Raw genomic sequence first — 14,677 nt, 5'->3', positions numbered from 1 at the left:
CAGAATCTTGGCAATATTGACGATAGGAGTGGGTAACTACAAACAATACTATAGTTAAAAATAATTACGACGGTAGGGTAGATAGGACAACAACCCCTCCTCGAAAATAATCGGTTAAAATAATGAGCTAGTAAGGGCAGGGCATGGGATTGAACCTTTTACGTCTATTTCAACCGACCAACTCCGAGAAACCCCTAGGCGGACGCTACAAAATTATCAGCCAGCTAGGAGCGGGTGGGTTTGGTCAAACCTTTCTGGCAGAAGACTTGCATTTACCAGATCGACCCCAATGCGTGGTCAAGCAGCTCAAGCCTCAGACCCATGATGCTGCCTTTCTGCAAACGGCAAGACGGCTTTTCGATACAGAAGCTAGAGTTCTCTACCAACTTGGTAACCACGACCAGATCCCCCGCCTGCTTGCCCACTTTGAGGAGAATGAAGAATTTTATCTGGCTCAGGAGTTGGTTGTCGGAAACCCCCTCACCAAAGAGTTGCGGAATGGTAAGCCTTGGTCAGAAAGCCAGACGATTGCCCTGCTGCAAGATGTTCTCCAGGTGCTGGCTTTCGTTCACGATCAGAATGTCATTCACCGCGACATCAAACCGTCCAATCTGATGCGTCGCTCCTCAGATGACAAAATTGTACTGATTGACTTTGGTGCGGTCAAGCAAGTTACGACGCAGTTGCTCAATCCCTCATCTGGCAAAACAGACTTGACTATTTCAATTGGCACTCAGGGTTACGTTCCCAAAGAACAGTTAGGGGGACAGCCTCGCTTTAGCAGCGATATTTACGCCGTGGGTATCATTGGGATTCAGGCACTAACCGGACTTCATCCCAAGTTGCTACGGGAAGATTCCGAAACGGGAGAAATTAACTGGCGCGATTTTGCACCTCAAGTTAACCCTGAACTGACGGAATTTCTTGACCTGATGGTGCGTTACGACTTTCGCGTTCGCTACCAGACAGCAGCAGCAGCGTTGGACGCCTTGCAGAGTATCTCAGGAGCGATCGCACTATCCTTACCCGCATCCGCTCAAACCCCAGACTCAACGGCATCTGGGACAGATGATTTATCGACCCATTTTTGGGTGCCGACAAACCCCCCAGTTCAGCCTCAACCTGCGGCTAGCAACACAGCCCCACCCACAACGGAACGCCACTTTGCACACTCATCGGGGAGTTCATCGCCAACCCTTGCTGCACCGGAACCAGCCCAGAGACGCTTCCTCAAGCCTTTATTCGCGATCGCTATTTTAGCCGCAGTGGGTGGAGGAGGTTTGCTGGCTAGGACTTTTTTCTTCTCCCAGTTTGTCAGTCAAACTCCTACCGATAAAACGTCAGCCGAACAGACGGCTGTCAGCTCTACGGAGTCAGCCAAGCCACCTGCAACTGATCGTTCCAACCTTGAAAAGACCCCTGAAAAAACGGATAAGGAGTCCGAGCCAGCTCCCTCTGAACGTCCTGTTGCTGAAAGTACGCCGAAGGATACAAACCCATCGACATCGGCTACGACTCAATCACCAAAGCAACCTGCGGCTACCCAAACCCCCTCAGCTTCAGAAAAACCCCCTGGTACTCAAGCACCACCAACGTCAAATAAACCTGCTGCCCCTCAAGCCTCTCCAGCACCATCCCCTGCTAAACCGGCTGCCCCTCCCCCTGAACCCCAAGTCGATGCAGCCGCCGCCGCCGCCCAGTGGCAGCGCTGCTACAATCTGAACACGCAGCAACGTTTTGCTGAAGCAATTACCGCCTGCGATCGCGCACTTGCCATTAACCCAAACTACCCAGAGGCGCTGTGGAGTAAGGGTTCTGCCCTGCAACAGCAAGGAAAGCACCAAGAAGCATTAGCGCTCTACGAACGAGCCACAACACTCAATCCCGATTTTGCCGATGCCTGGATTAACCAGGGAGTCGCACTCATTTTGTTAGGGAATCCTGATAAAGCGCTTACTGCCCTTGACAAAGCTACTGCTCTTAATCCCAATTCAGTCGATGCTTGGGTCAACAAAGCCGAAGCCTTGATGGATCTAAAACGCTTTGATGATGCCGTTGTCTCCCTCAAAAAAGCATTGGCAATTCAACCGCATAACGAATACGCTCTGAGTATGCTTCTAGCAGCCCAGACCAAACGATAACAGAGCTTGTTGACAAGGTTTTAGCAATCTACTAGTAGTCTGTGGCATAAGTTTAGATGCCATTTGTTAGTCCTAAGAGGGCAGATTAAGAGGCGATCGCCATGACCACAAAACCACTAGACAAGCCAACAACACAACAGTTCATTCACACTGGAATGAACTGGCAACAGTTCAAGCTACTACAGGAAAGCTTTGCCGACTCACCTGGGATACGGCTGGGTTACTACAAGGAAGAGGTTGAGATCTTGAGAGTTTCTCCAGACTGCGAATCAATCAGCCGAATGATTACGGCGTTATTAGTTCAGTATTTTCTGGAGAAAGAACTCGAATTTAACCCACTAGGTAGCTGTACTCAAGAAAAAGAGGAACTTGAGGTTTCGGCACAAGCTGATGAATCCTTTGCTATTGGGAGCTTCTCAGCGACCCGTCCCGATCTCTCGATTGAAGTGATTTTTACCAGTGGCAGCTCACGCAAGTTGACTCGCTATCAAGCTTTAGGTGTCCCTGAAGTATGGCTTTGGGAAGATGGGGTGTTTAGGCTCTACCATTTGCGTAAGTCAGAATACGAGCGGATTGAGCGCTCAGAAGTTCTGCCACAATTGGACATCAACCTACTATCTCGGTGTCTGATGATGGCTTCCAAAATTGAGGCATTAAGGGAATTTACACGAGGACTGCGGCGGGGTGAGGGATAAGAGTACTTGAAGAGGTATTTGCGTTAGCTTTTACTCTCTTTGTCCTTATTGCCAGGGTAAAATGGAGAGAATTGGCGGTGAGCAATTGCGAGATAATTCGATTTTTTCCCTTGATGGTGACAACCTGTAGGTGTTTTCTGAAGTTGTTTGGATTTTCGGGCTACATTCCTTATTGGATAAGGGTTTACAGCCTTTACCTTGTAAAGGAGGGTGTCACCGCTTCTGAAAGCCTTACTATGAATGGATTTCAGCCGATTTAAAAATTTCCTCTTGTCAACCTTTGGCTCTGGAATGCTATTATGAGAGGAGACTGTCACCAACGCACCTTGAAAACTAAATACGGTAAGGGTTCTGGATGCCTGCGGTCGCAATCCTCTATAATCCCTATCAGGGATTGAAACCAACTCCGAGGCTTCTTCGGAAAGATGATCGATGGTCGCAATCCTCTATAATCCCTATCAGGGATTGAAACCCAGGTAGCTGGCTTGCAATGAGCGGAACGCTTCGTCCGTCGCAATCCTCTATAATCCCTATCAGGGATTGAAACTAATGGGGCAATTATTTCAAAATTTGAGACAGGAAGGTCGCAATCCTCTATAATCCCTATCAGGGATTGAAACTAGTTTCAGGAACATCATCTGATAGTTTCCTTTAGTCGCAATCCTCTATAATCCCTATCAGGGATTGAAACAGAACCCATTGATGAGGAACTTTACCTAAAGATTGTCGCAATCCTCTATAATCCCTATCAGGGATTGAAACTGCGAACTCAATGGCAATCCTGCTCAAGCCTTTGGTCGCAATCCTCTATAATCCCTATCAGGGATTGAAACGGGTTTTTCCCGAACTGAGAGGCAAAACAGCCAAGTCGCAATCCTCTATAATCCCTATCAGGGATTGAAACCAACTATTAAATAGCTGCTCTACCACTGAGCTACGTCGCAATCCTCTATAATCCCTATCAGGGATTGAAACCGTGCTTTTCCTTGGGGAAGTACTGCTGCAATTTAGTCGCAATCCTCTATAATCCCTATCAGGGATTGAAACGTATCAGCCTACTCTGCAATGGCGGCGAATAACCAAATGTCGCAATCCTCTATAATCCCTATCAGGGATTGAAACCTATAAAAGTAGCAAAAGTGCTATAAAACTAGTAAGTCGCAATCCTCTATAATCCCTATCAGGGATTGAAACTTTTGGCTAGAGTCTGCGTCGTAATTTATCATTAGGTCGCAATCCTCTATAATCCCTATCAGGGATTGAAACAGCTTCGGTCTGATCAGCCAGTAGTTCGGCATGAGTCGCAATCCTCTATAATCCCTATCAGGGATTGAAACTTAGCAATCTATTTCCGTGATCGCCAAGTTGATGAAGGTCGCAATCCTCTATAATCCCTATCAGGGATTGAAACATCCTCATGAGGTAATTTTTGAGGTAGCCCCAGGTCGCAATCCTCTATAATCCCTATCAGGGATTGAAACCTACTTCTGAATAACAGGTGTGAGGATAGGTATAAGTCGCAATCCTCTATAATCCCTATCAGGGATTGAAACCTTTTACTTGGACGCCATTCAGGATGTAGCGGATGTCGCAATCCTCTATAATCCCTATCAGGGATTGAAACTCAGTTGCACTAGTGAACACCCCCTCTCCCAATATTGAGAGAGGGGGTTAGAAGGTAAGGGCAAAACCCTCCCTAATCAGTAGTGCCAAGTTGCAACGACTCTTTATCGGTTTGAGTCCATTCCGTATGGAAGACGCCCTCTTTATCGGTTCGCTCGTAAGTGTGCGCACCAAAATAATCACGCTGTGCTTGCGTCAGGTTTTGCGGCAAGCGTTCCCGTCGATAGCTGTCGAAGTAATCTAAGGAAGCACTGAACGCCGGAACTGGAATCCCCAGTTTATTCGCGACTATCAGCACCTCTCGCCAAGCCTCTTGCCGATCCAAAATACTTTGCTTGAACTCAGACGCTAGCAGCAGGTTGGGTAGCTTGGGATTTTCGTTGAAGGCATTCTTAATTTTATCCAGGAAGCCTGCACGAATAATGCACCCACCTTTCCAAATCCGAGCCGTTTCTGCCAAGTTCAGATTATAGCCAAACTCCTCAGACGCTTTACTCAACAATGCCATGCCCTGAGCGTAGGAACACATCTTTGAGCAATAGAGGGCGTCACGAATTTTGTTGACAAATGCCTTCGCATCCCCATCAAACTTGCTCGTTGGTCCCGTTAGCTCTTTGGCAGCAGCCACCCGTTCTTGCTTGTAAGACGAGATCACACGGGCATTCACCGCCGCGTACATCGTCGGAATCGGTACACCCAACTCTAGAGAACTTACCACCGTCCAGCGTCCCGTTCCCTTTTGTCCGGCAGAATCAAGAATCAACTCTACCAGGGAACCCTTCGTGTCTGAGTCAATGTACTTGAAAATATCGGCGGTAATTTCAATTAAGAACGAATTCAGCTCGTCGGTGGTATTCCATTCGGCAAACACCTCATGAAGCTGGTTGTGATCAAGTCCTAGGACGTTCTTGAGTAAGTCGTAGGCTTCAGCAATGAGTTGCATATCGCCATACTCAATACCGTTATGCACCATCTTTACATAATGACCGGCACCACCGGGACCGATGTAAGTGACGCAAGGACCATCATCGACTTGAGCTGCAATCTTGGTGAGAATTGGCTCTAACTCCTTATAAGCCGTATCAGTTCCTCCTGGCATCAAGCTCGGGCCGTGGAGCGCTCCTTCTTCGCCACCACTGACACCCATGCCCACAAAACCTAGTCCTGTGGCTTCTAACTCCTTGGTACGTCGCTCGGTATCTTCATAGAGAGAGTTTCCGCCATCGATAATCATATCTCCGGGTTCTAGCAGGGGTTTGAGTTGATCGATAACTGCGTCAACGGGTTTGCCTGCCTTTACCATTACCAGAATTTTGCGGGGGCGTGCTAGAGCTTGCACGAATTCTTCAACGGAATAAGTATCCTTAACGTTCTTGCCCGGAGCTCGCTCCGCCATAAAATCTTTGGTTTTTGCGGCGGTACGGTTGTAAACGGCTACGGGAAATCCTCGACTCTCAACATTAAGAGCCAGGTTTTCTCCCATCACTGCCAAACCAATTACGCCAAAGCTTGGTTGTGTCATAAAACTCTCGTCAGAACTCTGTTTAGGTTGTAGTAGGGTTTATCTCCCCTACAGGGTAGCCCGATCTGTGGAGTAGTCTCGTAAAAAATACATTAAGAGTCTGCCCCAGTGGACTAAAAGAAATCTACCCTATGGTAGATGATAAAAACTTGTGCCAAACTAGTGGAGTTTATATAGCAATTCCTCTTTACAGTCAGGTACATCGAGTTTTCTGCCTACTGCCTACTCTTGACTCCCTGAAATCCAGGGCTTTGTATCTCACTCGATAGAAAAACGCTATATAGTCAGCCAAAGCAAAAATAACCCGCCCGTTCAATTTCTTGCTTCCCTCTTGTGGATGAGAAAACGGAGAGAAAGTTTTTGCGTTCTTGGCTCTGAATTCACCGTCTGCTCCTTAGTGACTGAAGTAATGCGACTTTATCAGCGCAATCGATGGCATTTAGGTGGCAGCTTATTTACCGTTTGCTTAATAATCAATGCTCGACGTAACTTGGAAAGTACAAAAATGCTCGGGATGCTGCTGCTTTGCCGTTAAAAGCCGGGATGAGTTTTTCGGGTGCCTGAAGTGTCGGGAATTGCCTCAAGAGCAACTGAGCAATTCTTTTGAGAGAAAATGCGTCTATTGCGGTCAGCCTTTAATTATACTGATGGAGTCCTGCTTGGTCTGCGGAAATCAGCCGAAAGCTTGACTAAGAAGAAGATTATCTCAAGATTCAGTCCCAACGGGCAAACCTTCCCTCCTTCCCTAGCAGCAGTTACGATAACTACGGTAACGTTCTGACAATTAAACTGTGGGACAGTCGCACCGGGAAAGAACTCCGCACCATTAACTCTAAAGGGGAGATTTGGCAGTCCCACAACGATACGATGTAATCAGTTGTCTGACCAAATCATATCGTAAGGAGTGTGGCGTAGGGCGTCTTTTAGACCCCGTAGCCACATCCTCTTAGAATCCTTCGTGTTTTAACCGAGGGAGATGTCAACTTGAGAAGACTGATAGAGATTTTCCAGAATGCTTTCTACCGTAGGTGGTAAGGATGTAAATTGGATGTAAAAGCTTTCGTTAGAGGTTGGTTTTTCCGACACTTTAGCATAAATATCTTCACTGAATTGAGATTGATTATTTGAGCTTAATAAATTTAGCTTGATATTACTCAAGGGGGCAACAGAATGCGGCGATCGCACTTCAGCTCCTTTAGTAGAAAGTTTCGTTAAACTGCCCTCAAAGCGGGTGTTGCTGATATGCTTGTCCTCGAGAACAGAATAGTGTATAGAAATTTCTGCGGCTAGCTCAACGAATACCTCTTCTTCTTTGGGCAAAATCAGATTAAAAGGTTCCCCAATTCCACCCACCTCATAAATGGTAATGGGTTCCTTGATTCCTTTTGGTTGAACCTGCTTCTCCCCCTCAATTTTTACAGTTTGCCCAACAGCGTCTAAAGTAGACTCAGAGATAAAAATTTGACCTTCAGTGGTATAGGATTCGATACGATAAGCCAGGTTCACTTGACTGCCAACTACACCGTATTTGGTTCGTGTTGTCGATCCCAGATTTCCCACAACCACTTCACCCGTGTTGATGCCAATTCCCATTTTTAAAAATGGCAAATCTAATCGCTTCATCTCCTGATTCACAGATACCATGGCTAACTGCATGGCAACTGCACAAGCGATCGCTCGTTGGGCATCATCATCTCTGAGGGTAGGAGCACCAAACAACACTAAAATCCCATCCCCCATAAACTCATCAATGGTTCCCTGGTACTGGGTAATGATATCTGCCATGTGCCCCAGATACAGGTTGAGTACCTTCACCACCTCTTCAGGCGGCAAGCGTTCTGATGTAGCAGTAAAGCCCCTTAAATCAGAGGTGAGGATCGTGATTTTGCGCCGTTCGCCCCCGATTTTTGCGCCGTTGGGGTTTTCTAGTAAGTTGGCAACCACTTCATCGGTGAGATAGCGCCCAAAGGTTTCGCGGATTTTGCCTGCATTGTACGCCAGGTAACTGGTAATGGCGATCGCTGCCCCCGATATGGCAACGAAGGGGGGTATAACCGGAATCCACCACCCCAAAGAAAATGCTGCAAACGTACTCCCCACCAAAATTCCCCCAGCCAGAATCGGTTTTATCATCCTGCCCAAAGAAATCTGGCGAATGCCACGCTTGTATCGTCCCTGCCAACTCAAAACAGCACCCACGGCAGACCATAGCAAAATCCACAAGCCCTCTACAGGTTCTGACCAACTTTTGATGAGAGGGCGACCTTCTAAGGCAGCACTGATAACCTGACTGGTGAGATTTGCATGGAATTCAACCCCCGCCATGCGTTTTGGTAGGGCAAACAAACTGCTGCTATCGGGGGTAAAGATAAAATCCTGAAAACTCTCACCCACAAAACCAATTAAAATAATGCGATCGCGTCCCCAATCTTTCGGTAAGCGGTCTTTCAGAACATCTTGCATAGAGACGGTTTCAAAGGGTTTCTCACCTCCCCGATACTTCAACATTACTTGATAACCCTGGTCATCAGTTCGCACATAGCTCCCATCATTGGCTTGCCACCGAGTAAACATAGTTTTGCCCAACTGCCATATAAAAGGATTGTCAGTAAAGGGTTTGGGGGCAATACCTTCAGCATCTAGATAAAGCAGTGCCAAATACAATCCGAAGCTGGGAAGAGTTTCCCCATTGCTACTCTCGACTTGCAGCAAGCCGCGCCGAACCTTGCTATCGGAATCAAAGATAATATCATTGGCACCCACTTGCCCTTTTTCTTTCAGGACAGGTGGCGGTGCTACAGCCTCCCGGCTGCTGTCCCCAACCACTTTTTGGATGCCAACCAGATTGGGTGTCGATTGGAACACCTGCAACAATTCTCGATTGCCAGGTTCTACTGGTACATTCCGATAAACATCTAAACCAATAGCTCTCGGTTCGCTAGTTTTGAGTTTTTCAATTAACTGGGCGTAAGTGCCATCGGGAATAATTGCCTGACCGATTTCGTTCACATCCGCTTCATCAATACCCACAATCGCAATTCGTTGATCGGGTTCTTCATAAGGACGCAGGCGCATATATTGATCGTAAGCTGCCCACTCCCATGACTGGAAAAAACCAGTCAGGCGCAGTAAAATCACTACACCTGTAACAGCCGGGGCAGTAATCCACACGCCGCGCCATTCCCAAAGTAGTTGCTTTAAGGGTCTTGGCATAATTGTTTCATCCTATAGAGACATACCTAGGTACATCTCTACATTAGTTTCACTGGCGAATTGAACTGTTGTAGTCTACAGTTACGTTCCCCGTCTGGTTAACCGTTACCACCGTCTCAATTGTGGGTTGATCAGTGGGTGTGCCGCCCTTAAACGTAAACGTCCAGGTGCCATCACCATTATCTACATAAGGCGATTTCTCTGCCGGACCGTGCATAGACGATTCAGCGCGATACTGCCCCAATCCGCCATTGAGTCTTTCAGCCGCTTGACGGGCTAAATTTTTAGCCCGATTAAGGTCAATAGTAGCGTTGCGTCGTTGAGTGATGGTGTTTTCGGTTGTACGAATTGCGCCGTTGTAGTCTATCGTTACCGTTCCCGTTTCGCTAACCGTTACAACTGTCTCGATATCAGGTCTGGAATTCGGTGCGCCTCCCTGAAAGGTAAACGTCCAAGTGTCATCACCATTATCCACATAAGGCGACTCTTCTATCGGACCATGCATAGCTGGTTCGGCACGATAGCGCCCAAGTCCACCATTAGCTCTCTCTGCCCCTTGACGAGCTAAGTTTTTGGCACGATTGAGGTCAATACGAACCCTCGTTTCACCCTCAGTCGTTTGCGTATTGCTGCGTTGTTGGGAAAACAATAAGGGATTTTGAAAGGTTGTCTGCGCCTTGGTAGACACTGAACCCAAAATCAAAATGGTGGCAGTAATAGCACAGATAGTAAGGCTCTTATTCATACAAATTGGTTGCTATAGCAAAAGTCTGTTTTAATTTTCGTCGGATATCTCCTCTGGAGACATCGTTACCCCGTCAGTCGGTTGGGGTTCAGGTCTGCAACAATCCAATAGGGGTTTTGTCGCGATCGCATTTAACTCCACTGATTCTAATAGTTCTTCCCATTCCGTCGCGATCGTGCGATCTTTTGGCAGTGTCTGGTATAACCGGGCAAGAATGGTAATTGTCTCTGCCCAAATCTGAGCCCCTGCTAAATCTTTAGCTTGCTGTTGCAGGCGTTTTTTTACCTCACAGGGGTTAGTTTCCAGTTCCTTCAGGTTTTGATTCAGTTCCGCTAAGGTTATGTCCAGCTCCTGACTCTGTTTACGCTCAATCCAACCCCGGACGTAATTATCCTCACTCCGATCTAACGGATTGCAAATAATAGAAAACTGCCAGATGTATCGCTTATTTGGTTCCAGGGATACCTGTTCTGGAAGACTCAGTTCCACAACACCAGGAGCATTCTGAAGTGCTAAGGTATTCAAATAGACTTCGTTTCCCTCTTCGTCAACCACAATCAGTTCTGCCGAATCCGCCTTAGTGGCAGGAATATACCAAAACAAGGTGGGATTCCCGGAAGCAGTTGTTATCAGATTATTCGTCGGGGTTAAGGCGGTTAGGGGAATATTACCTTGCACACAACTAAGTCCCGAACGCCGTCCCCCGCCACCTGTTCTAGCGGGCGCTCCTACACCCTTTCCAGGTGGAAAAGTGAGACTAACTTCTAGGGATTGCGCCTTGAGCTGCGGTACTGCCAAAGAAAATGTTGCCACTTGTAAAAAGAGGGTGACGCCAAAAGCGCCTAGATAGGAAAGATGCTTCCAGTAAACCATATGTTTATGTTTCTCCGATTCTAATCATGAATCCTACAGCCAGAATCAGTCTCAGTTAATTCTTGACGACAACTTAAACCGATTAGTTTCCGTTCCTAAATTTGGCAAATTTACCTAGGATTTTAACGAATAAAAGGAAGGCATTGAACGGTATTTTTTTTAAATTAGACTCTAAAACCTTAAAACTCCTAATTTCATACTGCCTGTAACTAGTAATAATACAGTGAATAGCTTCTCTCCATAGACCACAAACTTAAAGAAATGAGAAACAAAATTTAACCGATTAAAAAGAAACGGTGAACTTTGCTTCATTTGTAACAAACATAACGTGTATTTTTTGCAAAGGTTCGGTAACAGCCCCTGATATTCCCTACTCCCGTTCGGACTTCGGCGTGACCCTTCGACAGGTCTTAGGGTCACGCTCACGGCAAAAGCCTACTCCCTACTCCCTATTCCCTACTCCCTTAAAATTCACCTAAACTTTGCTCATCCTTCACAGATCGATTAGAGTTTGGATATTGTGTGCCGCAAAACCGACACGATGAAACTCGCGATCGCTCAACTCAATCCCACCATCGGCAACCTCACTGACAATGCCCAACAGATTCTCGAGGCTGCCAATAGGGTTGCCCGTCAGGGTGTTCGCCTCTTGCTAACCCCAGAACTTTCGCTGTGTGGTTATCCACCCAGAGACTTGCTGCTCAATCCCAGTTTTGTGGACTCTATGGCTGTTACCTTGGAACAGCTAACGCAGCAGCTACCCCCCTCTTTAGCGGTTTTGGTGGGAACAGTGACGCCAAATCCCAAAGCACAAATTGCAGGTGGTAAGCCCCTATTTAATAGTATCGCCTTGATTGAGCAGGGTAAGGTGCAGCAGGTTTTTCACAAGCGACTCTTGCCCACTTACGATGTCTTTGATGAAAACCGCTATTTTGAACCAGGGCTTCACAGTAATTCTTTTACCTTAGAGGTTGTAGAAACACAGCAGAGTAAGCCTGTGACATCCTCAGTCAAAATAGGCGTTACCATTTGCGAAGACTTATGGAATGATGAGGAGTTTTGGGGCAAAAAAAATTATGCAGTCAATCCCATTACAGACTTAGCCGAACAGGGTGTCGATATTATTGTTAACCTCTCAGCATCGCCCTACAGTGTCGGCAAGCAGAAACTGAGAGAGGCGCTGTTGCAGCATACTGCAAAGCGCTACCAGCAACCCCTTCTCTACGTCAATCAGTTGGGGGGAAACGATGACCTGATTTTTGATGGTAACAGTGTGGCGTTTAATCGGGCTGGAGAGAAAGTTTGTCACGCCCGTGGGTTTGAGACGGATTTGATAATTTTGGACTTTGAGGAGGACATGAGAGACTTGCTGCCAACAACCTTAGCAGCAGCATCAGCCAATGAAGATGAGGAGATTTGGTCAGCCCTCGTTCTCGGTATAAAAGACTATACCCGTAAATGTGGTTTTAAGCAAGTTGTTATTGGGTTGAGTGGTGGTATTGATTCGTCTCTGGTTGCGGCGATTGCAGTAGAAGCATTAGGGGCTAAAAATGTGCTGGGTGTGCTGATGCCGTCGCCGTTTAGTTCTGAACACTCGGTTAGCGATGCCCTCTCTTTAGCAGGAAATTTGGGCATCAAGACTCACGTTCTGCCGATTGGGAACTTAATGGAAGGGTATGAACAGACGTTAGAACCGCTATTTGCGGGGACGGAGTTTGGCGTTGCCGAGGAGAACATTCAAGCCCGGATTCGGGGTAACTTGTTAATGGCAGTTGCGAATAAGTTTGGCTATCTGCTCTTATCGACGGGTAACAAATCAGAGATGGCAGTTGGGTACTGCACCCTCTACGGGGATATGAATGGGGGATTGGCTGCGATCGCAGATGTTCCTAAAACCCGCGTTTATTCCTTATGTAAGTGGATTAATAGTAGGGGAATTGGGACATCTGAATCCAGTTTCCAAAACGAAATTATTCCGAGTTCTATTCTCTCTAAACCCCCCAGTGCAGAACTCAAGCCCAATCAATTTGACCAAGACTCTCTACCCTCTTACGACGTTCTTGATGACATCTTGCACCGACTGATTCACAACCATCAATCTCCGGAGCAAATTATCAATGTCGGTCATGATCGAGCCATTGTGAATAAAGTTCTGCGAATGGTTGCCCGTGCTGAATTCAAGCGCAGGCAAGCCCCACCGGGACTGAAAATTACCGATCGCGCTTTTGGCACGGGTTGGCGGATGCCGATTGCTAGTCGTTGGGTGAATTATGAATGATTGATCCGTCGTTCCCGCTTTTCAAAATACTGCTGGTGTTCTTCTCCAGCTAAATAGTAGTCTGACGCTGGCTTAATTTCCGTCACAATGTCTTTGTCATAGTTGCCAGATAGCTGAAGTTTCTGTTTCGATGCTCTTGCGGTTTTCTCCTGCTCAGAATTATGGAAAAATATCACGGATCTGTATTGCTCGCCTCTGTCAACTCCTTGGCGGTTGAATTGGGTGGGGTCGTGGATAGTCCAAACTACATTAAGGAGTTCAGAGTAGGAGATCTGCAAGGAGTCGTATTCAATCTGTACGACTTCAGCATGTCCGGTTATTCTGGCACAAACATCAAGGTAGGAGGGGTTGGGAAAATGCCCCCCCATATAACCGACTGAGGTAGATGTCACTCCTTTGACTTTGCCGAATGCTGCCTCTACTCCCCAAAAGCAACCGGCTCCAAATGTAGCTTTTTCCATAAGGACAAATTTCTAAGCGTAAACTTGTCGGTAGTAAGCTTGATATTCGTCTGACAGCAAGGGTTCCCACCAATCACGGTTATTTAAATACCATTCAACAGTTTGGCGCAAACCTTCTTGAATCGTTTTTTGAGGTTTCCAACCAAATTGAGTGCTAATCTTGCTAGCATCAATAGCGTAACGACGGTCATGTCCTGGTCTATCTTTGACAAAGGTGATTAATTGGCTACTCGGGCGCACGGGCAAGTTGGGTGCCAGTTCATCCATAAGCTGGCACACCATGCGAGCCAGTTCGATATTTTTAATTTCGTTATTACCACCAATGTTATAGGTTTCTCCTGGGGTGCCTTTGTGAATCACCAAATCAATAGCGTTGCAATGATCACCGACGTAAAGCCAATCCCGTACATTCTCTCCATCTCCGTAAATCGGTAAGGGTTGAGCCGTTAAGATGTTAATGCACATCAAGGGAATCAGCTTTTCGGGAAATTGGTAGGGACCGTAATTATTTGAGCAGTTGGTAATGAGTGTGGGTAAGCCGTAGGTGTGGTGATAGGCACGGACGATGTGATCGCTACCCGCTTTGGAGGCAGCGTAGGGACTGTTGGGAGAATAGGGCGTGGTTTCTGTAAACGGTGGGCTCTCAGGATTGAGACTACCGAATACTTCATCGGAGGAAATGTGGAAAAAGCGAAAGGTGTTATTCTTTTGCCCTCGCTGCTGCCAGTGTTGTCGAAAGGCTTCTAAAAGGGTAGAGGTGCCGAGAACATTAGTTCTCACAAAGGCTTCAGGTCCTAAGATCGAGCGATCAACATGGGATTCTGCGGCAAAATGAGCGATGGTATCGATATTTTCAGCTTGCAGTAGGGCGTCTGCTAAGGTGCGATCGCAAATATCTCCCTGTACAAACCGAAAATTGGGGTTTCCCTCCAACGCTTCTAGATTGCGGCGATTGCCAGCGTAACTGAGCAAATCTAGCACAACTACGCGATCACCTGGGTAGCGATCGCACCAGTAATGGACGAAATTGGAGCCGATAAACCCCGCTCCACCCGTTACTAACAAGTGGCGAGGTTCTCTTAAAGGCATAGTGACTTGGGTTCCTCTTGTTGTAATCTGAACACGG

The 14,677-nt window shown here is 46.9% G+C and carries 9 protein-coding genes and 1 CRISPR repeat array; of the genes, 3 read left to right on the top strand and 6 right to left on the bottom strand.

Annotated features, from left to right (window positions below; genetic code table 11):
• Nucleotides 1-143: 143 nt before the first annotated feature.
• Both IQ257_RS02305 and IQ257_RS02300 read left to right on the top strand, forming a co-directional pair.
• On the top strand, nucleotides 144-2,141 hold the full coding sequence (locus tag IQ257_RS02305) for a protein kinase domain-containing protein (RefSeq protein WP_193932912.1): 1,998 nt from the start codon (nucleotides 144-146) through the stop codon (nucleotides 2,139-2,141).
• Nucleotides 2,142-2,242: 101 nt separating this feature from the next.
• Complete coding sequence (locus tag IQ257_RS02300; protein ID WP_193875735.1) at nucleotides 2,243-2,836, top strand: Uma2 family endonuclease; 594 nt, start codon at nucleotides 2,243-2,245, stop codon at nucleotides 2,834-2,836.
• A 364-nt stretch (nucleotides 2,837-3,200) separates the two neighbouring features.
• Nucleotides 3,201-4,460: direct repeats of the CRISPR family, unit length 37 nt; unit sequence GTCGCAATCCTCTATAATCCCTATCAGGGATTGAAAC.
• 72 nt (nucleotides 4,461-4,532) lie between these two features.
• Here IQ257_RS02300 and gndA read toward each other — a convergent pair.
• The 4 genes from gndA to IQ257_RS02280 form a co-directional block, all read right to left on the bottom strand.
• Nucleotides 4,533-5,981, bottom strand: coding sequence for an NADP-dependent phosphogluconate dehydrogenase (gene gndA, locus IQ257_RS02295; protein WP_193875737.1), 1,449 nt, complete (start codon nucleotides 5,979-5,981; stop codon nucleotides 4,533-4,535).
• A gap of 963 nt (nucleotides 5,982-6,944) precedes the next feature.
• Nucleotides 6,945-9,194 carry a CHASE2 domain-containing protein gene (locus tag IQ257_RS02290; RefSeq protein WP_193875739.1) on the bottom strand — a complete coding sequence of 750 codons (2,250 nt, stop codon included), beginning with the start codon at nucleotides 9,192-9,194 and terminating at the stop codon, nucleotides 6,945-6,947.
• 49 nt (nucleotides 9,195-9,243) lie between these two features.
• On the bottom strand, nucleotides 9,244-9,939 hold the full coding sequence (locus IQ257_RS02285) for a purine nucleoside permease (RefSeq protein ID WP_193875741.1): 696 nt from the start codon (nucleotides 9,937-9,939) through the stop codon (nucleotides 9,244-9,246).
• Between the two features lie 30 nt (nucleotides 9,940-9,969).
• Nucleotides 9,970-10,812: a DUF928 domain-containing protein gene (locus IQ257_RS02280; RefSeq protein WP_193875743.1), complete on the bottom strand. Its 843-nt coding sequence runs from the start codon at nucleotides 10,810-10,812 to the stop codon at nucleotides 9,970-9,972.
• 541 nt (nucleotides 10,813-11,353) lie between these two features.
• Between IQ257_RS02280 and IQ257_RS02275 the strand changes: the two genes are divergently transcribed.
• Nucleotides 11,354-13,090, top strand: a complete 1,737-nt coding sequence (locus tag IQ257_RS02275; protein ID WP_193875773.1) for an NAD+ synthase — start codon at nucleotides 11,354-11,356, stop codon at nucleotides 13,088-13,090.
• Here the strand turns inward: IQ257_RS02275 and msrA are convergent.
• Nucleotides 13,081-13,551: a peptide-methionine (S)-S-oxide reductase MsrA gene (msrA, locus tag IQ257_RS02270; RefSeq protein ID WP_193875745.1), complete on the bottom strand. Its 471-nt coding sequence runs from the start codon at nucleotides 13,549-13,551 to the stop codon at nucleotides 13,081-13,083. The two genes, IQ257_RS02275 and msrA, sit on opposite strands and share 10 nt — an antisense overlap.
• Nucleotides 13,552-13,563: 12 nt before the next feature.
• Complete coding sequence (rfbB, locus tag IQ257_RS02265) at nucleotides 13,564-14,640, bottom strand: dTDP-glucose 4,6-dehydratase (protein WP_193875747.1); 1,077 nt, start codon at nucleotides 14,638-14,640, stop codon at nucleotides 13,564-13,566.
• Between the last annotated feature and the right edge of the window lie 37 nt (nucleotides 14,641-14,677).

This window comes from Coleofasciculus sp. LEGE 07092 (assembly GCF_015207375.1).
In the GTDB taxonomy this organism is placed as follows: domain Bacteria; phylum Cyanobacteriota; class Cyanobacteriia; order Cyanobacteriales; family Coleofasciculaceae; genus LEGE-07092.
The sequence above is the reverse complement of the archived record's forward strand: the minus strand, read 5'-3'. Positions and strand labels throughout refer to the sequence as shown.